Raw genomic sequence first — 24,101 nt, 5'->3', positions numbered from 1 at the left:
AGAGGCCAGCGACTCAAGGCATGGGGATCTGGCTCAGGTTGCCCGCGAAACCGGAGGTGAATTTCGAGCCCGTCAGGTAGCTCTGCATGGCATCCAGGCTTTGCTGGATGATGGGGCTACGATTGCGTCCGCCGACGCCTTCGAAGTCCTTCAAGCTATTGTAGGCGTCAGAGATTTGGCTGCTCGACATCTGAGAGAGGTTTTCGGTGACCCCGCGCGCAAATTGAGTGGCCTCATTGACAGTTCCGTTGACCGCCATGTGTTGGTCGTTCAGCCAACCCAGATTTCGATCGAGCTGGGCTTCGAACTCGGAAATATTGGTTCCTTGGTAGACATAGCCGGCAATGTTTTCCGCTTGTTGCGCGGTGGCGATGGCGAGCTTCGCGCCTTGTTCCATTCCCGGAGGCAGACCCTCTGCCAAGGTATTGCCGACCTCGGCCAGGATGTTATTGTAGTCTTCTAGAAAACCCTGCGCGGTTTCGAAGTTTCCGAAGGCTTCGTCCGCTTGGTCGAGATCCGAGGCGAAGTCTTCCACTTTGTCCCCATGCTTCTGGTAGAAGGCTTCGATTTTTTTGCGGGCCGCACTGTCTTTAGGGAGGTCCTTGACCTTATCTTGGAGCTTGCTGTTGATCCCGGAAAAGCCCCCTAAGAGATCCCAGGCTTGGTCTTTGGCGAAGCTTTTGGCTTCGTCAGCAATCTCGTTTAGGAGTTCGTCATTGTCTTGTTTCAAGGCTTCCAGCGCGTTCCGATCTCTCGCGACCAAGCTATGAACCTTTTGGAGGTTGTCCCAAGCCTGCTTGGCGCCCCCTCCGAAAAGGGCGCTCCCCCGCTCGCTTCGATTTTTGCGATAGTCTCCCAGCGGGTTGTCGTAGTCTTTCCAGCCCGAATCGGTCACCACGGAGTTGTAGGGAAGATACCAAGGTTGGTCGAAGTCATTGTCCAATTCCTCAGATTCCGTTTCGGGAGGAGTCCCTTCCTGCTCGAATTCGCCGATGGTGTAGGTCGCCCCTCCTTCGCCGAAGTCTCCGGAGGAGGTTTCCAGTTGGCTCAGCTCGCTCAAGCTGCCGCCCAGCGAGCTAATGATGTCGCCCATATCCATCCAAAGAAGGACCAGCGCATTGTAAGCGTCGATGAGTTCGTTGTAGAGCTTAACCGAGAGAGGATCTGTCTCGTCGAGTTCAAAGAGTTCGATTTCTTGCCGCAGAGGCAGCAGGTTCTCATCCGACCAATTGTTGGCCTTCTTCATCAGCTCAATTTTCTTGCGAAAGGCATCCCGACTCCCAGCGGCTGGCTGAGGACCGTCAAAGCCGCCTGGGATGGAGACGATCGGCTCGGGAGTCGGAGCGAAGGGAGCCCAAATTTCAGGGTCTTGGGGCCCGGCCACCGGTTCAAGCGGCTCGTCGGGGTCGGTCGAGAAGAGGTTCTCAAAAAGCTCATCATTGGTGGGGAAATTGTAGACCGGGGCGGGACCACTTCCTAAAGAGCGTCTCGGTGGGCTGCTGGCTCCGTCGCCGCTAGGGGCGTCCGAGCTTGAAAGGAGGGAGTAAATGGGGGGCAGAGCCGCCTCGTTCTGAGATTGGACGGCTTTGATGAAGTCAGAGACTTTCCGTTCGGACAGGGGCGCCACCGTGGAGCGATCTTTGGACTTCGGGAGAAGATCGCGCGCTTCCCTTTGCAGAATGGAGACGAATTCACTGAGTTCTTCGGGGTTTCGTGTGAGCTGCTCGACGGTCGACCGGCGCTCGCTGGCCGGGAAAATGGCGTCGATGACAGAGACAGGCTGGTTAGCGAACTGCTGTGGAGAGCCCACGACGGATAGCGATCTGGATGGAGTGGGCGAGACCGAGGGCGGGGTGGCCCCACCGCCTGGGCCAGAGGGAGGAGGCCCGCTGGCTGCTCCCAGGACGCTGAAGGGCCCGGGATTGGCCGTATTGAAGGCTACGAAGTCCGCTCCGGTGGCCCCGAAGAAGACGGCAATGGACTGGGTGTCATTGGGGTCCAAGGAATTGGTGAAGGTGAACGCCTGCACCTCATCGGCCTCCACCGTCCCCGTGCCGAAGATACTAGCGAAGGGAACGTTTCCCCCACCAGGGGCCATGGCCTGGGTGGGACAAGGCAGGGTGTCGCCCAGGTTGGCCCCGAGATCTGTCACTCCAATGGTGGTGTCTCGAAAGGGCGCGCTGCTGAAGTCGTTCTCGATGAGAACATCCGTGTTGGTTCCCAAGGTGCAGGTCTGACTTTGGGCTAGTGGCACCGCAAACAAAGAGAGAAAGCAAATGACGATTTTGAACATGGCAGGCAAGGTGTGATGGATGGGAAAAGGGGCGAGGCCTCCTAGGAGAAAACGCCCTTCGTGATGGCACCGATTGGAGACGAAAATCCGGGTAAATCACAGGTCAGGGAATGCAAGCGCGAATGCCTTTTTGCTCGGGCTGCGGGCGGATTTTTTAGTTAAGGAACCTGACCGAAAAGCCGAGTGGTTTTCAAAGTGGTTTCCATTTCGAGAGCCTCGTTTTGAGGTCAAGGCCTTTGGCCCGAGAGGCGCTTTGGAAGGAGGCTGGGCGGGAGAAGCAGAAGGGCTTGTCAAAAGCGAAAAGCGCTTTTATCCTGCGCGCCTTTTTGGCCCGAATCCGGGCCAGTTTCTTTCCCTGCCCATCATGAACATCATTGTCGAAAGACAGCCAAATTGTCAGGCTCTCCTGAAGGTGGAAGTGCCTTCGGATGCCGTTCTCCAAGAGCGCCAGCAACTGGTGAAGGCCTTTTCGCAGCAAGCTCGAATTCCCGGCTTCCGGCCCGGGAAGGCCCCGGCGGCCGTCATTCAGAAAAAGTATGGCAAAGAGATCGCAGCCGAGACCGAAGAGCGCCTCATCGGACAAGCCTACCGGGAGGCTGTGGCGCAGGAGAAACTGCGTGTGCTCAACGTCCGCGATGTCCGTGAGCAGACCTTTCACTCCGATGAGAGCTTTTCCTTCGAGGCCGAGCTGACGCTGGCCCCTGAAATCATCTTGCCGGAATACAAGGGCATCCCGGTGGAGAAGCCCAAGGTGGAGGTGACGGAGGCCCAGGTGGAGAAAACGATCGAGGGGATGCGGCAGCGTTTCGCGAACTACGAGGATCTGGAGCGCTCTTTGGCGATGGACGATTTCGCGACCGTCGATTTCCAAGGAAAAATCGAGGGGGCGCCTGTCAAAGAGGGCTTTCCGGATTTGCCCGATTACCTCGACCATGCGGAGGATTTCTGGGTCAGGATGGATGAGGAGAGTTTCTTGCCCGGCTTTGCCAAGGGCCTGGAGGGCGCCTCGGCCGGAGAGACCCTTTCGGTGAGCGTGACGCTGGCCGATGACTTTTACCTCGAGGCGCTCCAGGGCAAAACCATCGATTACGAGGTCACCATCAAGTCGGTCAAAGCGCAGCGCCTGCCTGAGGTGGATGACGCCTTCGCGGGGCAGCTGCGCGAGGGGCTCACGCTGGAGGCGCTCCGATCGGATGTCCGGGAACAGCTCGAGGCGGAGGCGACCCGCAAGGCCGACCAGGCGGTCGAGAATCAAATCATGGCTTACCTCGACTCCAAGGTGGCGGCCGAGCTACCGGAAGACATCGTGGCCTCAGAAACCCAAGCCCAGGTCAATGAGATGGTGAATTACGGCCTCGAGCAGGGCTTTCAGAACGAGCAAATCCAGAAACAAGAGGAGGACATTGTGAACACTGCCTCCGAGCGCGCCCGCACCTCCGTCAAAACAAATTTCATCCTCCAGCGCATTCTCCAAGAAGAGAAGATTGAGGCTTCCGAGGCCGAGCTGAAACAGCGGATCATGCTCATGGCGCTCAAAGAGCAGTCCACGCCGGATAAATTGATGAAGCAGCTCGAGAAAGAGGATCGTATCGGCTCCGTCCGGCATCAGATTGCCCTCGGCAAGGTGGTTGACTTCCTCAAGGAGAACGCCAGCGTCACCGAGGTCGAGCCCGATTCGGCTCCCGATTGAACGCTTACTTTCCCTTTCCCTTTATGGATTCTTCTCTTCTCCAAGCCGCCCGGACTTCCGCCGGAAAGGCCAGCCCCCAGGAGCTGGCTCGTGTTTCAAACAGCTACGTGCCCATGGTGGTGGAGCAGGAGGGCCGCATCGAGCGCTCCTACGACATCTACTCCCGTCTGCTCAAGGACCGCATCATCTTCATTGGCTCCGAGATCGATCCCTACAATCAAGTGTCCAATTCGGTCATCGCCCAGCTTTTGTTCCTGCAAATGCAAGACCCCAAAAAGGACATCAATATCTACATCAATTCCCCCGGAGGCTCCGTCTCCTCGGGCTTGGCCATTTACGACACGATGCAGTTTGTCAGCTGTGACATCAACACCTACTGCATCGGGATGGCGGCCAGCATGGGGGCGGTGCTTTTGGCGGCCGGGAGCGCGGGCAAGCGCTTTGCCCTTCCCAATGCGGACATCATGATCCATCAAGTGTCCGGGGGGGCGCAGGGGACGGCCAGCGATGTCGAGCGCACCGTCGAGCACATGTATTCTCTCAAGCGCCGCTTGAACGCCATCCTGGCCCGGCACACCGGGAAGACGGTCGAGCAGGTGGAGCGGGATGCCGACCGGGACCATTGGCTTTCGGCCCCCGAGGCAGCGGAATATGGACTGGTAGACCGAGTGTTGGAGAACAAATCGGATCAGGAAAACGCTTCCTAATTCGGAGGGGTCGCGCTAGAATATAATTTTCAGAGAGTGACCCTTTGCTTCCCACTGCTTTGTTTCCATGGCCCGTGCTTCCAATCTCACAATGTGTTCCTTCTGTGGCAAGAGCCACTCGGAGGTCAAAAAACTGATCGCAGGCCCCGGGGTTTACATTTGCGATAGCTGCATCCGGGTTTGCGAGAACATTCTCGAAAAGGAGCTGGGCGAGGCGGCTGAAACCGGCCAGCAGAGTGACTTCCAAGTCCCCAAGCCAGCCGAGATTGTGGCTCGCTTGAGCGATTTTGTGATCGGGCAAGACTACGCCAAGAAGGTTTTGGCGGTCGGGGTGCACAATCACTACAAACGCCTTTTTGGCGGGGGGGAACCGGCTTCCTTGGGCGGGCTGAATGAGGTGGAGTTGGAGAAGAGCAACGTCCTTTTGATTGGTTCGACGGGCTCGGGCAAAACCCTTTTGGCCAAGACGCTTGCGCGAATTTTGGATGTGCCCTTCACCATCGTGGACGCCACGACCCTGACGGAGGCCGGCTACGTGGGCGAGGACGTCGAGAACATCATCCTGCGCCTCTTGCAAACGGCGGACTACGATGTGGAGCGGGCCGAGCGAGGCATCATTTACGTGGATGAGATCGACAAGATCGGACGCAAGACAGAGAACGTCAGCATCACGCGGGATGTCTCGGGCGAGGGGGTGCAACAGGCGCTCCTCAAGATCCTGGAGGGAACCACCTGCAACGTGCCGCCGCAGGGAGGGCGCAAGCACCCTCAGCAGGAATACATTCAGGTCAATACCGAGAAGATTCTCTTCATTTGTGGCGGGGCCTTTGTGGGCTTGGAAGACATCGTGCAGCGCCGGATGGGGCGGCATGTCCTCGGCTTTGGCGGCAGTTCGGTCGCGGGCGAGACCCAGGAAAAAGCGGAGCTGCTCAAGCATGTCCAACCAGAAGACCTTCTCTCCTTCGGCCTGATCCCGGAATTCATCGGTCGGCTCCCGGTCTTGGCCAACCTCAATGCCCTGACTGAAGACGAACTGGTCCACATTCTGACCCAGCCCAAGAACGCCATGGTCAAGCAATACACCAAGCTGCTGGCCATGGAGGGCGTGGCGCTCCATCTGGAGCCGAGCGCTCTTCGCGCCTTGGCCGTGCAAGCAGCCGAGCGGGGGACTGGAGCCCGCGCCTTGCGCTCGCTTCTGGAGAAGCTGATGCTCGATCTGATGTATGAGCTGCCGGGGCGGGATGATGTCTCGAGCGTCCATTTGGACGGGGCGGTCGTGGAAGGCAAGGGCGAGCCCAAGTATGAGCTGAAGCCTGAGCAAGACGCCGCTTGAGTGCGAGGCTTTTTCTGTCCGCGGGCTGATCCCGTCTTGCAGTTCGGCGCTTTGCTCCGTAAAAAGGTGGTGTGAGTCTGGAAGGCCCGTATCCCAAAAAGTCTCAGGACGAGCCCGCCGTGGAAGAGCCGCGGACGGAGGCCGGCCCGGAGACGGGTGAGCTGGATGAGGTGGGCGTTCCCGAGCGGATCGAGTCTGAGGCCTTGGCCCCGAGCGCGGCGGGAGGCCGGCCTTGGTGGAAATTTTGGGCGCGGCCTCGTCGCGAGCATCAGGTGCAAGCCCTCCAAGCGGGCTACTTTGAGCTGCTGGAGCTGGTCCGGTCCATCCGCCAGCACCTCGATGGGGAGTCGAACAACCGGGCCGATTTCAAGGATGCCATCAGCCCCCTCCCGGTGGCCTTGCGCAGCATGGAGTCCCTGAGCGAGAGCCAGAAGCAGATCGTGACCGCGCTCAACACGCTCCAAGGCAGTGTCGAGCGTTCCGAAACCCGCGATCGTGAGGTGTTGGGTTCGATGCGGGAATTGAACGGGACCTTGGGCGGGATCGATCGCACGAATCAGCGAACCGCCGAGACCATGGACCGTCTGGGAGATCGCCTGGGCGACTCGGAGGCCCGCATGCTGGATCTCTTCGCGCAAGCGCGAGAGACGGAGAAGGATTTCTCGAATCAGTTGGTCTCCTTGCAGAAACGGACCTTTTTTGTGACGATCTTTTTGGGGTCGCTCTTGGCGGCGGCCATTGGGGTGCTGGTGGTGGTCTTGTGGACGAGTCAGAAGGGGCCCCTGTCCGCCCCTGCGGTCCTTCCGGTGGTAGAGGAACCTGCTTTGGAAGCTTTGGAAGAGAAAGTGGAGGTGGCTCCTGTGCTGCCGATGGCTCCCGAAGAGAGCCCGGAAGGGAAGGAAGAAAGCGCGCCGCCCATTCCCGAAGAGGAGCGAGAGACTGAGGAAGAAGGGGTCCCGCCCGCTGAGGAGGAGGCGGCCGGTCTGGGTGGGGGGGTGGCACCCAGTGCGGGCTAAGTCAGCGGGTCGTGGGAGAAAGACTGATCCACGTTTGGTCCAAGCTGAGCGCTCGCCAATGGGAGGACGCTTGGCGGGAGCGGCTGGAGGGTCGTTTCGGCACGCAACTGGTTATCACCGACATCAAGGGTGGGAAGACGGTTCGCTTGGAAGTGTATTGCCAGGAAGCTTTGGAAGCAGAAGGCCTCCAGAAGGAATTCGGCGGCAGTGTCCGCTCGCTTCGAAAACAAAACTGGGCCGCGCTCGCCCCGGATCTCCCGCCACCGCTCAAGGTGCGGGATCACTTTCTGGTGACTGCGGAAACCGATCCCGCAGCACTCGATCCACTACAGCAAGCCCACCCCGAACGTGATTTGCTCAGCATCCCCGTCGAGCTGGCCTTCGGCACCGGCGGCCACGCCACCACAGCGACCTGTCTGCGCTTCCTCGTGGACTACGCGCGGGAGCGGGAAAAGGCGAGCCAGCCTTGGTCCATGCTCGACCTCGGCACGGGAACCGGCATTCTTGCCATCGCCGCAGCCAAGCTGGGCGCGGAGCCGGTTCTGGGCTGCGACTTCGATCCGCTGGCCGTCGCCGCCGCCGCCCGCAACTGCGAGCGCAACGGCACACCCGGTATCGCCATCGAAGAGCGCGACGTCACCAAGTGGCAACCGCGTCGCCAATACGACTTCATCGCCGCCAACCTCTTCGCCAACATCCTCACCGCCGCCATGCCGCGCATTGAAAAGACGCTGGCGAAGGACGGCCTGCTGGTGGTCTCCGGTATCCTGCGCGACCACGAGGCGGAGGTTCGTGGATCAGTCAAGAAGGCCGGATTGGTCTGGCAGGACGAACGGCGTTTGGGAAAATGGGTGACCGGGCGGATTGCGAGGTAGGGCGAAGCGTCTCGCTGAGCCGGTGGGGAAACGGCTCCATCCTAACGCCACGTCTTCCCTCGCCTGCGGCCCTGCCTACCACCACCTCATACCAACCTCCAGAATTCATTGGAAGAATGGAGGGAAGGTGTTGTGAGGAAGAGGCGCTGAAGCGCGGGGAAGGGAGAGCCGGTGTCTTTCGAGCCAGCCCTGCGTTGCTTCTCGGTTACGGTGCCTGCACCGCGCCCTCGTCGCGCCTTGGTCTGGCCCGAAATCCACTCGGCCATTCTACCAGCCAATTCTGCAGCTTGGTATCAGGTGGGAACATCGGTGAGCAAAAGCTGCGAAAAATCGCAGCAGTCCAAAGCGGCTTTCGCCGCGTCCATGCTGGAACGTTTCTTGGGCGAATTCACCGACGGGGATCAGCGCCACCTTGTAGACCTGATCCTCCCCCGCAGGCCTCCAAAGCTCACCCAACTGTTGTGTCATGCCCGAGTTATCCCAGCGCGATTCCCAGCGCTTTGGCGGCGGCGTTCATTCTTTCATCAGCGCTGACGACTCGCGAGCAGGCGGCCAATCGAGCAGTAGCCAAATGCAGGCCGTCCAGCGTTCGCAGCGGAATGGATGGCTTGGCGGCGTAGCAGTCGGACGCTATGGCGCGCGCTTCCGAGAGCACATCTTCTCCCAAGGGAAGAAACCGCAAGCGACCCGCCTGATGATCGCTTTCCAGGGTGTGGTAGAGCTGCTCTGCGGATTGCCCGTTGGTTTCTTGGCGAAGTGCTTTCTGCTCAAAGGCGAAGAGCAATTCAGTCCGCGTCAAGGTGGAGGTTACCAAGGGCTCCTCCAAGGAGGACAATCGTTCCGCGTAGGCATCCGAGTCCTCCTCCAAACAATAGAGCTTAACCAAGCAGCTAGTGTCCCAGTATTCCGGCATCAGAAACGATCCGCTCGAAGATCTTCAAGAATGGAGGCGGAAGAGCTGGCAGGCGCTCCCGGACGTTGTTTCTTGAGCCGTTTGCGAATTTCTTTCGCCCATCGCAGGTTGTCTGGAGCTTGGTTGGCGGCGGCTATGGGAACCATGCGAACGCTGGGGCGCCCCCGCACCGTGATGACGACCTCTTCGCCAGCCTCTGCTTTGGCGACCAACTCGCTCAGCCGAGCCTTGGACTCTCGAACGCCGACTATCATGTGGTTACAGTAGTCTCTTTGCGAAACGAGTCAACTCTCCGCCCCCAGCACGACCAGCAGGTCCTTACTGTCGACGTTTTCGCTCACTTTCACTTCCACGGACTCGACGACGCCGTCTCTTGGGGAAGTGACGCTGGTGAACATTTTCATGGCTTCGAGGGTCAGGAGGGTGTCGCCTTTCTCGACTTTTTGCCCCACCGTGACGGCGATGGAGTTGATCATCCCCGGCATGGGGGCCCCGATCTGATCGGGGTCCTGGGGGTCGGCTTTTTGGCGGACTTTGGTTTCCGGCGCAATGGAGCGGTCCGCGATTTGGATGTGGCGTGGGATGCCATTGACTTCGAAGATGACGGTGCGGAAGCCATCCGAGTTGGCGCTGCTGACGTGGAGTCGCTTGAAGAGGAGCGTTTTGCCCTCGTCGATGCTGGCGGCGAATTCCTCCCCGGTGTGGGGCCCATAGAAGTAGGCCGGGGTGGGGAGCACGGAGAGGTCTCCATACTGCTCGCGCGTTTGCACGAAGTCTCGGAAGACTTGGGGATACATGAGGAAGCTGTAGATCTCATCCTGGCTGGCTTGGTGGCCGAGTTCTTTGCTCAGTTGGCGGCCGACTTCCTGGAGGTCGATGGCCGGGGCGTGGTCGCCAGGGCGGCCTTCCCGTGGGGGTTTCCCGCCCAGGATGACGCGTTGGACTTCCGGGGGCCAGCCGCCTTCGGGCTGTCCCAGGCCGCCGCCCAGCATGTCGATGACTGATTCAGGGAAGTTCGTGCCCTCGGGCAAATTGACCACATCGGCCGCTTTCATCCCGCGCGAGACGAGGAACATGGTCATGTCCCCGACCACCTTGGAGGAGGGGGTCACTTTCACGATGTCGCCGAAGAGCTGATTGACCTCGGCGTAGGTTTTGGCGACTTCTTTCCAGCGGGCCCCCAGGCCCATGGCCTCGGCCTGTTCCTTGAGGTTGGTGAATTGGCCGCCGGGCATTTCGTGAAGGTAGACTTCGGCCGTGCCGTGGGGGTCGGAGGTGTCGAAGGGCTGGTAGAATTTGCGAACGTCTTCCCAGTAGTCCGAGAAGTCGTCGAGCGGGGACAGGTCGAGGCCGGTCTCGCGCTCGGTGTTTTGGAGGGCCGCCACGATCGAGTTGAGATTCGGCTGGGAGGTGGAGCCGGAGAGGGAGGCCAGGGCGGCGTCCGCGATATCCACTCCCGATTCGGCCGCTTTCAGGATGGAGGCGGCGTTCAGGCCGGAGGTGTCGTGGGTATGGAAATGGATGGGGAGGCCGATTTCCTGGCGGAGCGCCTTGACCAAGGCTTCGGCGGCGTAGGGGCGGCAGAGCCCGGCCATGTCTTTGATGCAGAGGGTGTGGGCGCCCATCCGCTCGAGTTCTCGGGCCAGCTTGAGGTAGTAGGCGATCCCATACTTGGTTCGCTGGGGGTCGAGGATGTTGCCGGTGTAGCAGAGGGTGCCTTCGCAGAGGGCATGGGTGTCCTGGACGGCTTCCATGGCCACTTGCAGGTTCGGGAGGTAGTTCAGCGAGTCGAAGATGCGGAAGATGTCCATCCCGGCCTCGGCGCTGTGCTGGACGAAGCCGCGCACGACGTTGTCCGGATAGTTCGAGTAGCCGACGGCATTCGAGCCACGGAAGAGCATTTGGAAGCAGATGTTTGGGATCCATTTCCGGAGTTGGCGGAGGCGCTCGAAGGGGTCTTCTTTGAGAAAGCGCAGGGCGGTGTCAAAGGTGGCCCCACCCCACATTTCGAGGGAGAAGAGTTGGGGTGTCTGGTGGGCGATGGCCCCGGCGATCGGGAGCATGTCGGCCGTGCGCATGCGGGTGGCGAAGAGGGATTGGTGAGCGTCCCGCAGGGTGGTGTCGGTCAGGAGTAGTGGCTGCTGGGCGCGAATCCATGCGGCAAAGCCAGGCGCGCCCATTTGCAAGAGCTTTTGCCGCGTGCCGGCCGGGGGCTCGCGGCGATGATCCCAGGTGGGCAGGCGAGGCTCGCGAAAGGGGGCTTCCGGTTTCCAGTTTTTGGCGTGGGGGTTGCCGTTGACGATGACGTCGCCGAGGTAGTTCAGGAGTTTGGTGGCACGGTCTCTTCGTTTTTTGAATTGGAAGAGGGAGGGGGTTTGGTCGATGAGCCGGGTGGTGGCGTGGCCCGCGCGGAAGGTGGGGTCATGGATGACGTTTTCCAGGAAGGGGATGTTCGTTTTGACACCGCGGATCCGGAATTCCCGCAGGGAGCGGATCATGCGATCGCAGGCGTGGTGGAAGTGCCGCCCCTGGCAGGTCAGTTTCACGAGCAAGCTGTCGTAGAAAGGCGAGATGATCATGCCGTTGGTGCCCATGGCTCCGTCCAGGCGGATGCCCATGCCGGCGGGCGAGCGGTAGGTCAGGATGCGGCCGATGTCGGGGGCAAAGCCGTTTTCGGGGTCCTCAGTCGTGATGCGGCATTGGATGGCGTAGCCATTTCGCTGGATTTGATCCTGGGGAGGAAAATCGATTTCGGGCCCATCCAGGCGATGGCCAGCCGCCACGAGAATTTGGCTGCGGACGATGTCGATGCCGGTGATCTGCTCAGTCACGGTGTGCTCGACCTGCACCCGCGGGTTCATTTCGATGAAGAACCAGTCTTCACTCTCGGCATCCACCAGGAATTCCACGGTGCCCGCGTTGTAGTAGCCGACTTCTCGCGCAATGCGGACGGCGGCATCGCAGAGCGCCAGGCGGGTCGTCTCCGAGATGCCGACCGAGGGGGCGATCTCGACCACTTTTTGGTGACGCCGCTGGACGGAGCAATCCCGCTCATGGAGGTGGTAGACTTGTCCATGTTGGTCGCCCACGATCTGCACTTCGATGTGTTTGGCTCGCTCGATGAAGCGCTCGAGAAAGACGGCCGGATTGCCGAAGGCGTTGGCGGCTTCGGTTTGCGCTTCACTCAGCAAGGAGGGGAGCTGTTCGGGCTCTCGCACGACCCGCATGCCCCGGCCGCCGCCCCCGAAGGCCGCCTTGATGATGAGGGGGAAGCCGATTTTTTGAGCCACTTCGGTGGCTGCTTGGGGATCGCTGATGGCGTCCTCGGTTCCTTGCAGGACGGGGACTTGAGCGCGATCGGCCACGGCGCGGGCGGCAGTTTTATCGCCCATCGAGAGCAAGAGATCCTTGTCCGGGCCGATGAAGGTGATGTCATTTTCCTGACAGGCGCGGGCAAATTCGGCGTTCTCAGAAAGGAAGCCGTAGCCGGGATGGATGGCATCGACGCCTCGTTCCTTGGCGATCCCGATGACGCTTTCAATATCGAGGTAGGCGCCGACGGGCCCTTTGTGCTCGCTCAGCTGGTAGGCTTCGTCTGCTTTGAAACGATGGACCGCGAAGCGGTCTTCCTTGGCGTAGAGGGCCACCGTCCGGATGCCCAATTCAGTGGCCGCGCGGAAGATGCGAACGGCGATTTCAGAGCGATTGGCGACCAGGAGTTTGTGAAAAGGGGGTGTCATTCGAGGGAGTTTCTTCAGCCTTTGACCTCAGGGTTCACGCCCGGGATGGCAAGTGGCAACTTGAGACTGGCTAGAGCGACTTTTTCGGTCGCTTTGCCTGGTTTCAGGCGCTTTTAAGATTTTAGGATTGCTTTTGGCACCATTCTTGAATGGTATCGAAGGCATTCTCTTATGCTGCGCTCTCCTCTCTCCGCGGCGACGATCCTTGGTATCGCCCCCTTCTTTTGTCCGCTTTCGGCGGCTCCTCTGTCCCCTGATCCGGTTGGCCACATGGAGTTGCGGATTCTGAGCGAAGACTTCCTCGAACTCCACTTGGTGAACCAGGAAAGCGGCGGGCAGTGGCTGCCGGCCGAGTGGGATTTTGGCCAGACCGATGGAAGTGCCCAACTTCCGCTGGCGGGAGACTTTTCCGTTGTGGCGAACGGGGCCGCGGTGACGGTGGAGGCGGTGGGCTTTCGGCGGCGCGCTCTCTATGCGCCGCATGGCATCGATGACTTGCGAGTAGGAAATTGGCTGACTCTGAAGCTGGCGCAGTCCCTGCCGGCCGGGGCGCAAGTGGAGGTCAGCCATCCCGATGCGACGAGGTTCCCGCCCGCACTGGATTTCTCGGCCACCATGGAGGCGGACCGGATTTCCTCAGCCATTCATGTGAATCAGGTGGGCTTTCCGATGAGTGGTCCGAAACAAGCGGTGGTCGGGGACTACTTGGGCTCGTTGGGGGAATTGCCGATCGGGCCACGGCCTTTTTGGCTGGTGGACGAGCATGATGTGACCGTTTTTTCAGGCACGCTCACGGCCAAGCCGGACCTCTTTTTCGCGATCGTGCCGACGCCTTATCAGGAAGTCTTTGTGGCGGATTTTTCGGCTTTCGCCACTCCGGGTACCTACCAGGTGGAGGTCCCAGGTTTGGGACGCTCGCTCCCTTTTCTGATTGGCGATGAGACGGCTGCCAGAATCGCCCGGGCTTACGCTCTCGGGCTTTATCACCAGCGCAGTGGCGTGGCCAAGGATCTCCCGGTCACTCGGTTCACCCATGGGGCGGATCACACGGCACCGGCGCTCATCCCGGACGATAGCCACCCCACGAATGCCTTTCTTCCGGGTGGGAATTGGGATGTGGTGAACGATCCCGAGCACACGGCGCCTCAGCTGGATGTGATGTCGGCCAGCCTGTATCCCTTTGTGAACACGGGAACGGTGGAGGTGGCAGGCGGGCATCACGATGCGGGCGACTACAGCAAATACACCATCAATAGCGCGCAACTCATCCACGTGCTCGTTTTCGCGGTCGACCATTTCCCTGGGGTGGTCGGGCTGGACAATCTCGGTCTCCCGGAGAGCGGAGACGGTCTCTCCGATCTCTTGCAGGAGGCCAAGTGGGAGGCGGATTTCCTCCTCAAAATGCAGGACGCGGACGGCGGCTTCTACTTCCTGGTCTACCCGGAATTCCGCAAGTATGAGCACGATGTCCTCCCGGATGACGGGGATCCTCAGGTCGTCTGGCCCAAGAACACGGCGGTGACCGCGGCGGCGGTCGCGGCCCTGGCTCAGGCGGGTTCGTCTCCGGCCATGCAGCAGGCCTTTCCGGCGGAGGCCGCGGCCTACCTGGCGGCTGCTCTCGATGGCTGGCAGTTTCTCCTGAATGCGGTGGCCACCCATGGCAAACAAGGCGCTTACCAGAAGATCACGCATTATGGGCACATCTTTCGCCACGATGATGAGCTGGCCTGGGCGGCGTCCGAGGTTTTTCTGGCCACCGGGGATGCTGTGGCCCATGATAAATTGCGGGAGTGGATGCCGGACCCGGGCGCGGACGCCACTCGGCGCTGGGGGTGGTGGCGTCTTTTCGAGGGCTGGGGAGGGGCCATCCGCTCTTATGCCTTTGGCACCAACGGTCGGAGGACCCTGGCTGAGATGGACGCGGCCTTTCTGGCGGCTTGCCAAGCAGAGGTGGTGGCGACCGGGCAGGACAAGGCTCTCTGGAGCCAAGAGATGGCTTATGGTTCCAGTTACCCTTACGCCTCCAAACGGATCAACACGGCCGGCTGGTATTTCTCAGCTTCGCAAGGGTTTGATCTGGTGACGGCTGAGCTGCTCCAGGCCGACCCCGATCAGCTGGAAGCCATCGAAACCAATTTGAACTACGAGCTGGGGGCCAATCCCAACGACCAGAGTTTCGTGGCCGGCTTGGGCTGGAATCGACCGACTGAGTGGGTCCATCAATATGCTCAGAATGACCGGGGGACCCTTCCGCCTTCGGGGATCGTCATGGGTAGCCTCCAAGAGGGCTTCACTTGGTATGATCCCTATACCAATCGCTTGAGCGAGCCGAATTGGCCGGTCGACTGGGATTCGGGTCACGCGCGCTACCCGCTCTATGATCGCTGGGGAGATACCTACAACGTGACGACCGAGATGGTGTCGGTCGACATTGGCAAGAGCCTGGCGGTGGCGGCTTGGCGGATGGCCTCCACTTCCTTGGCCACCCAGCCTTGGGTCCCGACCGCCATGGACATCCTGGGCTTGCCGGGGCAATTGAACTGGGGGGATGCCTACACGCTGACGGTCTCCTCGCCTGGGCTCGACCTGAGCCAAGCCGAGATCGTGTGGGAAAGTGATTCCGGCCCGCCCTTCCGGGGCAGCCAATTCTCGCAGACGGTGGGCTATGGGAGCGCGTCCTGGGTCGAGGCGGAAGCCACCTTGCCCGATGGGCGGCGGCTTTTTGCGGCCCTCGATTTGCCGACCGTCAATGAACCGCCCGTCCCGGAGGCGGGGCCGGATGTGACTTTCGCTTGGCCGGACACCGCTTGGGAGGTGGTGGGCTCGGTCAGCGATGACGGCTTGCCTTCGGGGGCAGGCTTGGTCGTTCTTTGGGAACTGGTCAGTGGTCCCGGGGCGGTCGAATTTCTCAGTCCGGGGGCGACGAGCACTTGGGTTCATTTTTCTGACCCTGGCACCTACCTCCTGCGCTTGAGCGTTTCCGATGGGCAGTTTCTCCGAAGCGATGAGGTGGCCATCACGGCCACGGCCAACCCCGAGGGCACGCTGCGCCAGAGCGTGCCGCCGCCGGCGGCTCCGGAGCAGGTGGTGGCTCGCTATGACTTTGCGGACGGCCCGATCGACTTGAGCGGACAAGGGCAGGACCTCGCGCTGAGCGGCGGGGCGGCCTTGGCCCAGTTGCCAGATGGGCGTCGCGTTTTGCAGGTGGGGGCCTTGGGGGATGAGGCCCAGGTCCAGCTGGCGGACTCGCTCGTTCTGCCGACCGGGACCGAAGCGCTCGAGATGCGCTTTGTCTTCCGGCCGCAGGCTTGGCTCCAAGGAGGGGTCACGAACAAGGCGCTTCTTTCCTTGGAGCAAAGCTGGGACACCAGCCTGAAGCTGCATGGCGACAAGTGGGCCGGAGAGCGGATCTATGCCGGGTCGCACGAGTTGCTCACAAGCGCTCAGTTGGGAAGTGCTCTCCCCTTGGGGCAATGGCACGAGGTGGTCCTGTCTTATGGGCTGACGGAGGGGGTCGCGGCCGAGATCAATGGTGTGGTGGAAGGGCAGAACGCCGGGGGCCTGAATGAGGGGCGCAGCAATGATTGGACGCTGGTGCTGGGGAATTTCTCGGGAGAGATCGATGAACTGGAGGTGGTGCGGACGGACGCGAGCGGGGTGGCGGCTTACTATTCCTTCGAGGAGGACCTCTCGGATGCCAGCGGGAACGCCCTGGACCTGACCCTCCAGGGCGGGGCCCAACAGGTCGCTTCCATCGAGAACTGGAAGCCGACCGATGGCGGGGTCTTGCGCTTCCAGGGGCTGGGAGACGCCGCTCAAGTGAGTATCCCCGACAGTCTCCTGCTGCCCGGCTCGGGGCAAGCTCTCCGGCTCAGCGTGTGGATGCGGGTGCGCGGGTTTTTGCAAGGCGGACAGACGAGCACCCCGCTTCTTTCCTTGGAGCAAAGCTGGGACACCAGCCTCAAATTGCACGGGGACAAGTGGGCCGGGGAACGCGTCTACGCGGGCTCGAACGAGCTGGTCGAGAGCGCCTTGCTGCAAGGCCATCTCCGGCCTGGGCAATGGCACCATCTGGAGATCGCCTATGACGGCGGGAGTCTCCTAAGCTGCCATCTCGATGGGCAGCTTCTGGCTTCGCAAACGGGCACGCTCAATGTCGGGCGCAGCAACGATTGGTCTCTCATTCTGGGCCATTTCGATGGCGATATCGGCCAAGTGGTCTTGCATCGGGATTGATTCCCGGCCGGGCCAGCGCCTGGGAAGACCTTTCCATTGCGCGCTTTCCGCTTTGTGGAATAGATGAAGGAGCGGCTTCTCCCGGCCCGCTGACCCCCTTCTTTTTTTATGATGACCCGTTTTTTTCCGGCCTTTTCCTTGGCGCTTTTCTTCTTGGGCGGCCTGGCCCAAGCGCAACTGACGATTCGCGTGGAGCCTGTGAAATCCACTTTGGTGGCCCATGAGTCCATGAAGTTGGTGGTCCAGATCCGCAACTTTTCCGGCCAGGATCTCACGCTGGATGCTCCGGGTCAGCGGGAATGGCTGACTTTCAGCGTGCGCACGAGTGCCCGCCCTTTGGTGACCTCGACCTACTCGGGCGAGGTTTTCCGCCCGCAAGTCCTGGGGGCGGGGCGCACCATTCAGAAGACGGTGGATCTCAAGGCCCTTTACGATGTGGGGGATTTCGGAAGCTATTGGGTGACGGCCCACGTCTGGTATCCCCCCACTCGCGAGTATCTCAATTCCAATCAGGTCATGATGAATGTGGTCAACGCCCAGGTCTACGCCGAGCGGACGGTCGGTGTGCCGCCAGGTCGACCTGGCGCAGGGGAGCCGCGCGCCTACCAAGTCATGCTCTTCAAGCACTTGGACGAGACGGAAATCTACGTGCGGGTCAAGGCCGCGCGGACCCAACGGGTGTATGCGACCTATTCCCTCGGCCCGGTCGTCATGATCAAACCTCCGCAAGTGGCCATCGATCGGGATAGCAAGCTGCATCTGCTCTACATGGGTGGGCCGGGACTTTGGCTCTATTCGAAAGTGGACGTCGACGGGCGCTTTCTCGGTCGGGAATTTTACAAGGACCAGGGCGTGCCTCTTCCGAAGCTGGCGACGGACTCGGCCGGCTTTGTCCGCGTGGACGGAGGGCGTCTCTACGATCCCGCCAATCCTGAGGGAAGTGAGCAAGCCGAGCTGGCCGAGGTCAATCCGGGTTACCGCCGGCTCTCCGATCGACCCGGCTTCCTCAACCAGAGCAATGGGAACCCCACTCCTCCGGCCGGCCGCGGCAATATGCAGGACCTCTTCGAGGAATACCGCGATTCTGACTCGCTCTTCAACGAGTGACTCTCCCGCGCTTGCGCCAAGCCGCTTCTGGCATGCGAACGGCTCTCCCAGCCGCCGTGCATCGCTCCCGCCTCTTCCGCTGGTCCGCCGCTTGGCTCCTGCTCATGGCCTGGCCCACCGTGGGGGAGGCCGCCATCCGCACGATCGTGTTGGATGCAGGGCATGGGGGGAAAGATCGGGGGGCCTATTCAGCGAATGTTTTTGAGAAGCATCTGGCGCTCGACGTGACCTTTCGGGTCGACGCCATTCTGCGATCCAGAGGATACCGCGTGGTTCTAACCCGACGCCGCGATGAGTATCCCTCCCTCTGGGAGAGAGTGCGTTTGGCCAATCGTTACTCCAAGGCGGTCTTCGTGAGCATCCACTTCAATTCGGCCCGCTGGAAGCCCTCTGTCCAGGGCGTGGAGACCTACTACTACGGCGCGGACGACCGTGCGCTCGCCGCGGCCATCCAGCCCAAGGTGGTCTCCGCCACGGGAGCGCCCAATCGGGGCATCAAGCGGGCTCGTTTCTTTGTGCTCCGAAACAGCAAAATCCCGGCCGCCCTGGTGGAGTGTGGCTTTCTCACCAATGCCTCCGAGCGGAAGAAGTGCATGAAGGGCTACTACCGGCAGCAGATTGCGGAGGGGATTGCAGCGGGCATCATCAGCTATGCCCGACGAAATTAGCCCCAGGGATTCATGCTGCTGACCGCGCAGGAAATGCGGGCGGCCGAGGAGCGCTTGTTGGCGGACGGGGTTTCGGCCGAGTCGCTCATGGAGGAGGCCGGACGCGGCTTGGCCGAGGCGGTGGCGAGGTTCTCCCCCCAAGTGGGCCTGGCCGTGCTGGTGACCGGGAAAGGGCACAATGCCGGGGATGTCTACGTGGCAGCGCGCCATTTGCGAGAGCGGGGCTGGAGCCTCCGGGAGTGGGCCGCCTTTCCCGAGGAGCGTCTCGCTTCCCTTACCCGCCGCCAACGCGATCGGGTGAAGGAGCTGGCGACCTTTGACCCAGAAGAGGGGGTGGCGCCGGGGACTCCCGTCATCGTGCTGGAGGGCTTGCTGGGAATCGGGTCGCGGGGTGCTTTGCGAAAACCCATCAAGGCTACGGTCCAAAAATTGAACGCGCTCTCCCGGGAGCGTGGCTGGCGGGTCTTCGCGATCGATGTGCCGACTGGTCTCAGCGAACAAGCGCCCCTCCCTGCCTTGGCGGTGAAGGCGTCCACCACCCTCACCATCGGTTCTCCCAAGGCGGCCTTGCTCGCGCCCGGCGCGGAGGATTGGGTGGGGCGGCTGGAGGTGATCCCGGTCACAGGCCTGACGGAGCTGAAGGGTGCCGATCCAGCCCTTCTGACGACGCCCGCCAGTTTGCGAAAAAGCTGGCCGCCCCGCCCAGCCTCTTGGCATAAGGGGGACGCGGGTCGCCTGGGCGTGGTGGGGGGCTCGCCCGGAATGGCGGGAGCGGCGCTCCTAGCGGCGGAAGGCGGCTTGCGGGCGGGGGCGGGATTGGTGACGCTGTTTGCCCATGAGTCGGTGGCGGGCGAGTTGGCGGCACGGGCTCGCCCTGAGATTATGGTGCAAGTGGTTCGGGATTGGCGCGGGGTGCTGGAGTATCGGCTGGACGCGCTTGTGATTGGCCCCGGCTTGGGACGCTTGGCGGATCGCTCGCTCGACCCGCTCTTGTCCGATTTGACCCTGCCGGTTCTCATCGACGCAGATGGGCTCAATCGTCTAGCCAAGACCAATCTCTTCCCTCTGCAACAAGCGCGAGGACCACGCTTGTTGACGCCCCATCCGGGAGAGATGGCGCGCTTGTGGCCGGATGCCAGCGATGTCCCTCCCCGGCAGCAGGCCGAGGCCTTTGCCGGGGAATACCAGGTGACCCTCTTGCTGAAGGGGGCCCGCAGCGTGGTGGCCTCGGCTGAGGGCCAGACCGGCTACAACTCGACCGGGCACCCCGGAATGGCCACCGGCGGGATGGGCGATGTCCTTTCCGGGGTGGCGGGAGCCTACCTCGCCCTCGGGACGGAACCGTTTCAGGCGGCCTCGCGCGCGGCTTGGCTCTGCGGGCGGGCCGCGGAGCTGGCTTGGGAGCGGGGTGGGCAATCGATGGCCTCGGTGCTGGCCTCGGATGTCCTGGCGTGGCTGGGTCGGGCGGAGCGGGAGCTTTGGCAGGGCGGCCGTTGAAAGCGCTTGTTCCGAGGGGGACTGGCACTAGCTTGGCGGCATGAGTTCCCGAAGGAAAGGTTGTGTCACCGCGCTGATCGTGATCGGCGCTCTTTTTGTTCTTTTGATCATCGCTTCGCTCATCGGGGGCGCCTTGGTGGGGGATTCGGTCTCGCAGGAGAAGTATCAAGAGATCACCTTGCTGGAGGGGTCCGGGGGCAAAATTGCCCGCATCGATGTGGAGGGCGTCATTTCCTCGGAGGTGGACCGGGCGGGACAGTCCATGGTGTCCCGCTTCAAGGAACAAGTGACCCAAGCGCTTTCCGACAAGGAGGTGAAGGCCATCGTGCTCCATGTGAACTCGCCCGGAGGCGGGGTCACGGCTTCTGACACCATGTACCAAGCGGTGGCCGAGGCGCGCCAGAAGAAGCCAGTGGTGGTCTACATGAACTCGGTGGCCGCTTCGGGGGGGTATTACATCGCCTGTGCAGCCAACCAAATTGTGGCCAATGAGACCACCATCACCGGGAGCATTGGGGTCATCATCCAGACCTTTGGCTTCCAAGGTCTGCTCAATAGCATCGGGCTCGAGCTGCGGACCTTCAAAAGCGGCCAGAACAAGGATCTTCTCAATGGGGCGCGGGATCTGACCGAGGAGGAAAAAGCCATTGTGCAAAATCTGGTGAATGAGTCCTATGACAAGTTTGTCTCCATCGTGGCCGAAGGCCGCGGCATCGAGCCGGCCACCTTGCGAGAGGGGATTGCCGACGGACGGATCTTCAGTGGTCGGCAGGCCTTTCAGAACAAGTTGGTCGACCAGTTGGGCTATGTGGAAACCGCCTACCAGGTGGCGAGGGAACTGGGGAAAGCGCCCGAGGCCGAGGTGATCCGCTACCAAGAGTCCTTCGGATTGGGCGCGCTCTTGAGTCTTCTCGGGAAGGCCCCAGCCATGGAATCAGAGAACAAGATCGAGATCGATGTCGCCGAGCGCTTGCTGCCGAATTTGCAGCCGGGGCAAATGTATTTCCTCCCTGCCTACTATCTCCGCTGACCGCTTCCCTTTCCGTATGCAACTCGCGACGCAGGCGGTCCTGACGGACTTGTTCGTCCTCTCCATTTTTTCTCTGGTCTTGGCCTTGGCGGCCTTTGGCTGGATTCGCCGGGAGCACCCGCATCTCGGCTGGGAAACGCAGGGGAACGTCTGGACGGGGCCGTTCCAGCTTTCCGATCTTCTCATCGGGGGGCTGCTTTTGCTCTTCTTCGGCTCGTTGGTGTCCGCAAGCGGCGCGGAGTCCCCGCAGGTCGAGGACATCAGTCCGGCGCTCCTGATCGTGGATCGACTTCTCTGGCTCTGCATCGCCGGGGGGCTCATAGCCTCGCTGGCTTTTCGCGGTGAGCGTCTCGATGAAATCCTCGGCCTCAAGCGCAAGCGCTGGGGAGGCACGCTCGTTTGGGGATTGCTCGCGGCCGTCGCAGGCTGGGCCGCCGCCATCGTGGCCATCTGGTTTGGGCAACGCCTGCTTTTTCAGCAAGCGTGGGGGGAGCAAGAAGTGCAACCGCTGGTGGAATTTCTTCGCGACTCCGACTCGCTGGGGCTCCTTTCGCTGTTGTTTCTTTCGGTCTGCATTCTGGCCCCCCTCTGTGAAGAGGCCGTCTTCCGGGGCTTCCTCTACCCGGCCATCAAGCGCTTTTCGGATCGTTTTTTCGCGGCGATCTTCACATCGCTCCTCTTTGGGCTGATCCACGGAAATGTCACCTTGGTGCTGCCGCTCTTCGCGCTCGCGCTCGTTCTGACCCTTTCCTATGAGCTTTCGGGCTCGCTCTGGGTCCCGGTGGTCGGGCATGCCGCCTTCAATGGGGTCACCTTCTTTTCGGAGGTTTTGCGATGAGTCGGCTGGCCGATCTCGGCGAGGAGGAGGTGCTCCGCCGTCTCTTGATCGATCTCCCGACTCGTCCGGATTTGCAGGTGGGCCCCGGGGATGACTGCGCGGTGGTCTCGCTTCCGGGAAGGGAGGATCGGCTAGGTTTGCTCAAGACCGATGCGGTCGTTTCTTCCATCCACTTCCCTGAACACGAGGACCTCGAAAGAGTGGGGTGGAAGGCCTTGGCCCGCAATCTCAGCGATGTGGCCGCCATGGGGGGAAGGCCCGAGCACGGGCTGGTGACGGTTTTGGCATCGCCGGAGCGGGAGATAGAGGGATTGGAAGCACTTTACCGAGGTCTTCGAAAGTGCGCCCAAAGCCACGAAGTGTCCCTGGCCGGTGGGGACTTAGGATCGCTGCCCCGAGGCGGGGCCCACCTGGTGGTTTCGGTGGCGCTCAGCGGAAGCGTGGCGGCCGACCAATGCGTGCTGCGCTCGGGCGCGGCTGAGAAGGACCTTCTGCTGGTGACGGGTCGATTGGGAGGGAGCTTCGCCAGCGGCCGGCATCTCGACTTCAGACCGCGCCTGGCTGAGGGGCGTTTTTTGGCAGAACAGGGGGTGACCGCCATGATGGACTTGAGTGACGGCCTGGCAGCCGATCTCCCCCGGCTTTGTCGGGCCAGCCAAGTGGGAGCCTGGCTTACACGAGAGTCCCTGCCCCGGCACCAGGGGGTCGATGTGAAGGGAGCGCTTCACGAGGGCGAGGACTATGAGCTGCTGGCGACGGTGCCGCCCGAAAAGTGGACTCCCCTCTCGCTCAGTTGGCAGAAAGCCTTCCCGGATCTTCCCCTGACTTGCATTGGTGAAATCGTGGCGAAGGGGCAGGGCGAGGAGTTCGCGGGGGGGTGGCAGCACTATCATTCATGAAGACCTTTTGCGAGAGCCCCGAGGACTTGCTGAGCAAGGCTTCTGACATAGCGAGAGAGCTGCAAGCCGGAGAGGTGGTGGGGTTGATAGGAGACCTGGGGGCAGGCAAGACCCATTTTACGAAGGGCTTGCTGGCGGGCTTGGGTTTTGCAGGGGAAGTGACCAGTCCCACCTTTTCGCTCGTGCAGGAGTATCTCGGAGGGCGGTTGCCGGTCTTCCACTTTGATTTTTATCGCATCGAGAAAGAGGAAGAATTGTTGGCGCTCGGCTGGGACGATTACCTGGCGGAGGAGGGCCTGGTGGTGGTGGAATGGGCGGAGCGCTTCTCGCGGCTTTTGCCGAGGGGCGCGCGCTGGTGGCGCTTGCAAGCGGTGGCAGAAAACCGGCGGACCTTGGAGGAAATCAAATGGGAGTGATCTTGGCCATCGAAACCAGCACTCCCAGAGGCAGCGTAGCGGTGGCGGCGGAGGGCGAAGTCGTTTTTGCAGAGGAGTTCGTGACCAAGCGGTCTCACAACGCAGCCCTCTTCGCGCCCTTGGGGAGGGCCTTGCAGAGGGCCGGCCCGCACCTGAGTGGGGTGGTGGTGGGTCTGGGTCCGGGCTCCTACACCGGCATCCGCATCGGCATCGCGGCTGCCCAAGGGGTCAGCTTAGCTCGGGCGATTCCGGTGGTGGGAGCTGCCTCGCTCTCTGGGCTGCCAGGAAAAGGCACGCTGGTAGGAGATGCCCGCCGAGACAGCTTCTTTCTTCAGGAACGGGGGGGCGGGCCCGAGATCATGGACGAGATGGCCTTTCGCGAGCGAATCGAAGCGAGCCCTGATCAGCCTTGGGTCACCTTCGACGCCCGGGTCCCACTTTGCCTAGAGCAGATCGAGATTGCGCAGCCGTCGGCGCAGGTTCTAGCGATCGCCCCACTGGATTTTTCCAAGGAGCAGCCAATCGAACCCATCTACCTCCGCGCCCCCTTTGTCACCACGCCCAACCAGCCCCGCCAAGCGATCTCGCCCAAGCGGCCTGAACCAAGCTAAAAGTGGTAGGCAGCGCTGAGAGCGCTAAGACAACCACGGGCAGCGCTCACAAGGCATTATACCAACCTCCAGAATTCACTGGAAGAATGGAGGGGAGGTGTTGTGGGGAAGAGGCGCTGAAGCGCGGGGAAGGAAGAGCCGGTGTCTTTCGAGCCAGCCCAGCGTTGCTCCTCGGTTACGGTGCCTGCACCGCGCCCTCGTCGCGCCTTGGTCTGGCCCGAAATCCACTCGG

18 protein-coding genes are annotated in these 24,101 nt (G+C 61.5%); 14 read left to right on the top strand and 4 right to left on the bottom strand.

What is annotated here, in order from left to right:
* Positions 1–13: 13 nt before the first annotated feature.
* Entirely contained in the window at positions 14–2,293 is a 2,280-nt protein-coding gene (locus AAF555_06670) for a hypothetical protein (GenBank protein MEM6911252.1), read from the bottom strand.
* Between the two features lie 364 nt (positions 2,294–2,657).
* On the opposite strand from AAF555_06670, the gene tig reads away from it, so the two are divergent.
* From tig to AAF555_06645, 5 genes are all read left to right on the top strand, one after another.
* The gene (gene tig / locus AAF555_06665) at positions 2,658–3,983 is read left to right on the top strand and encodes a trigger factor (GenBank protein MEM6911251.1); all 1,326 of its coding nucleotides are present in this window, start codon (positions 2,658–2,660) and stop codon (positions 3,981–3,983) included.
* A gap of 23 nt (positions 3,984–4,006) precedes the next feature.
* Complete coding sequence (locus tag AAF555_06660) at positions 4,007–4,690, top strand: ATP-dependent Clp protease proteolytic subunit (GenBank protein ID MEM6911250.1); 684 nt, start codon at positions 4,007–4,009, stop codon at positions 4,688–4,690.
* Positions 4,691–4,757: 67 nt separating this feature from the next.
* Entirely contained in the window at positions 4,758–6,023 is a 1,266-nt protein-coding gene (gene clpX, locus AAF555_06655) for an ATP-dependent Clp protease ATP-binding subunit ClpX (protein ID MEM6911249.1), read from the top strand.
* Between the two features lie 71 nt (positions 6,024–6,094).
* On the top strand, positions 6,095–7,039 hold the full coding sequence (locus AAF555_06650; GenBank protein ID MEM6911248.1) for a hypothetical protein: 945 nt from the start codon (positions 6,095–6,097) through the stop codon (positions 7,037–7,039).
* 11 nt (positions 7,040–7,050) lie between these two features.
* Positions 7,051–7,914 (top strand): 50S ribosomal protein L11 methyltransferase, encoded by an 864-nt coding sequence (locus tag AAF555_06645; GenBank protein MEM6911247.1) that lies wholly within the window; start codon positions 7,051–7,053, stop codon positions 7,912–7,914.
* Positions 7,915–8,389: 475 nt separating this feature from the next.
* On the opposite strand, the gene AAF555_06640 is transcribed toward AAF555_06645, so the two are convergent.
* The 3 genes from AAF555_06640 to AAF555_06630 are packed head-to-tail and all read right to left on the bottom strand — an operon-like array spanning position 8,390 to position 12,567.
* Positions 8,390–8,827: a type II toxin-antitoxin system VapC family toxin gene (locus AAF555_06640; GenBank protein ID MEM6911246.1), complete on the bottom strand. Its 438-nt coding sequence runs from the start codon at positions 8,825–8,827 to the stop codon at positions 8,390–8,392.
* Entirely contained in the window at positions 8,827–9,081 is a 255-nt protein-coding gene (locus tag AAF555_06635; protein MEM6911245.1) for a type II toxin-antitoxin system prevent-host-death family antitoxin, read from the bottom strand. The genes AAF555_06640 and AAF555_06635 overlap by 1 nt, the downstream gene beginning before the upstream one ends.
* A 30-nt stretch (positions 9,082–9,111) precedes the next feature.
* A complete protein-coding gene (locus tag AAF555_06630; protein MEM6911244.1) occupies positions 9,112–12,567 on the bottom strand; it encodes a pyruvate carboxylase in 3,456 nt (1,151 codons plus the stop codon).
* A gap of 171 nt (positions 12,568–12,738) precedes the next feature.
* Between AAF555_06630 and AAF555_06625 the strand changes: the two genes are divergently transcribed.
* From AAF555_06625 to tsaB, 9 genes are all read left to right on the top strand, one after another.
* Complete coding sequence (locus AAF555_06625) at positions 12,739–16,803, top strand: glycoside hydrolase family 9 protein (protein MEM6911243.1); 4,065 nt, start codon at positions 12,739–12,741, stop codon at positions 16,801–16,803.
* 108 nt (positions 16,804–16,911) lie between these two features.
* Positions 16,912–17,910: a hypothetical protein gene (locus tag AAF555_06620; GenBank protein MEM6911242.1), complete on the top strand. Its 999-nt coding sequence runs from the start codon at positions 16,912–16,914 to the stop codon at positions 17,908–17,910.
* A gap of 32 nt (positions 17,911–17,942) precedes the next feature.
* A complete protein-coding gene (locus AAF555_06615; GenBank protein MEM6911241.1) occupies positions 17,943–18,578 on the top strand; it encodes an N-acetylmuramoyl-L-alanine amidase in 636 nt (211 codons plus the stop codon).
* Between the two features lie 12 nt (positions 18,579–18,590).
* The gene (locus AAF555_06610; protein MEM6911240.1) at positions 18,591–20,075 is read left to right on the top strand and encodes an NAD(P)H-hydrate dehydratase; all 1,485 of its coding nucleotides are present in this window, start codon (positions 18,591–18,593) and stop codon (positions 20,073–20,075) included.
* A gap of 40 nt (positions 20,076–20,115) precedes the next feature.
* A complete protein-coding gene (sppA, locus tag AAF555_06605) occupies positions 20,116–21,105 on the top strand; it encodes a signal peptide peptidase SppA (GenBank protein ID MEM6911239.1) in 990 nt (329 codons plus the stop codon).
* 16 nt (positions 21,106–21,121) lie between these two features.
* Positions 21,122–21,943 (top strand): type II CAAX endopeptidase family protein, encoded by an 822-nt coding sequence (locus AAF555_06600; protein MEM6911238.1) that lies wholly within the window; start codon positions 21,122–21,124, stop codon positions 21,941–21,943.
* Entirely contained in the window at positions 21,940–22,842 is a 903-nt protein-coding gene (locus AAF555_06595) for a thiamine-phosphate kinase (protein ID MEM6911237.1), read from the top strand. Before AAF555_06600 ends, AAF555_06595 begins: the two co-directional genes overlap by 4 nt.
* Entirely contained in the window at positions 22,839–23,258 is a 420-nt protein-coding gene (gene tsaE, locus AAF555_06590; GenBank protein MEM6911236.1) for a tRNA (adenosine(37)-N6)-threonylcarbamoyltransferase complex ATPase subunit type 1 TsaE, read from the top strand. The genes AAF555_06595 and tsaE overlap by 4 nt, the downstream gene beginning before the upstream one ends.
* Positions 23,249–23,869 carry a tRNA (adenosine(37)-N6)-threonylcarbamoyltransferase complex dimerization subunit type 1 TsaB gene (tsaB, locus tag AAF555_06585; GenBank protein MEM6911235.1) on the top strand — a complete coding sequence of 207 codons (621 nt, stop codon included), beginning with the start codon at positions 23,249–23,251 and terminating at the stop codon, positions 23,867–23,869. Before tsaE ends, tsaB begins: the two co-directional genes overlap by 10 nt.
* Positions 23,870–24,101: the final 232 nt, after the last annotated feature.

The organism is Verrucomicrobiota bacterium (assembly GCA_039027815.1).
GTDB lineage: Bacteria > Verrucomicrobiota > Verrucomicrobiia > Verrucomicrobiales > JBCCJK01 > JBCCJK01.
The sequence above is the reverse complement of the archived record's forward strand: the minus strand, read 5'-3'. Positions and strand labels throughout refer to the sequence as shown.

Coding starts and splice junctions, on each gene's coding strand:
- AAF555_06670 (MEM6911252.1), bottom strand. CDS start 2,293: ATGTTCAAAATCGTCATTTGCTTTCTCTCTTTGTTTGCGGTGCCACTA.
- tig (MEM6911251.1), top strand. CDS start 2,658: ATGAACATCATTGTCGAAAGACAGCCAAATTGTCAGGCTCTCCTGAAG.
- AAF555_06660 (MEM6911250.1), top strand. CDS start 4,007: ATGGATTCTTCTCTTCTCCAAGCCGCCCGGACTTCCGCCGGAAAGGCC.
- clpX (MEM6911249.1), top strand. CDS start 4,758: ATGGCCCGTGCTTCCAATCTCACAATGTGTTCCTTCTGTGGCAAGAGC.
- AAF555_06640 (MEM6911246.1), bottom strand. CDS start 8,827: ATGCCGGAATACTGGGACACTAGCTGCTTGGTTAAGCTCTATTGTTTG.
- AAF555_06635 (MEM6911245.1), bottom strand. CDS start 9,081: ATGATAGTCGGCGTTCGAGAGTCCAAGGCTCGGCTGAGCGAGTTGGTC.
- AAF555_06630 (MEM6911244.1), bottom strand. CDS start 12,567: ATGACACCCCCTTTTCACAAACTCCTGGTCGCCAATCGCTCTGAAATC.
- AAF555_06625 (MEM6911243.1), top strand. CDS start 12,739: ATGCTGCGCTCTCCTCTCTCCGCGGCGACGATCCTTGGTATCGCCCCC.
- AAF555_06620 (MEM6911242.1), top strand. CDS start 16,912: ATGATGACCCGTTTTTTTCCGGCCTTTTCCTTGGCGCTTTTCTTCTTG.
- AAF555_06615 (MEM6911241.1), top strand. CDS start 17,943: ATGCGAACGGCTCTCCCAGCCGCCGTGCATCGCTCCCGCCTCTTCCGC.
- AAF555_06610 (MEM6911240.1), top strand. CDS start 18,591: ATGCTGCTGACCGCGCAGGAAATGCGGGCGGCCGAGGAGCGCTTGTTG.
- sppA (MEM6911239.1), top strand. CDS start 20,116: ATGAGTTCCCGAAGGAAAGGTTGTGTCACCGCGCTGATCGTGATCGGC.
- AAF555_06600 (MEM6911238.1), top strand. CDS start 21,122: ATGCAACTCGCGACGCAGGCGGTCCTGACGGACTTGTTCGTCCTCTCC.
- AAF555_06595 (MEM6911237.1), top strand. CDS start 21,940: ATGAGTCGGCTGGCCGATCTCGGCGAGGAGGAGGTGCTCCGCCGTCTC.
- tsaE (MEM6911236.1), top strand. CDS start 22,839: ATGAAGACCTTTTGCGAGAGCCCCGAGGACTTGCTGAGCAAGGCTTCT.
- tsaB (MEM6911235.1), top strand. CDS start 23,249: ATGGGAGTGATCTTGGCCATCGAAACCAGCACTCCCAGAGGCAGCGTA.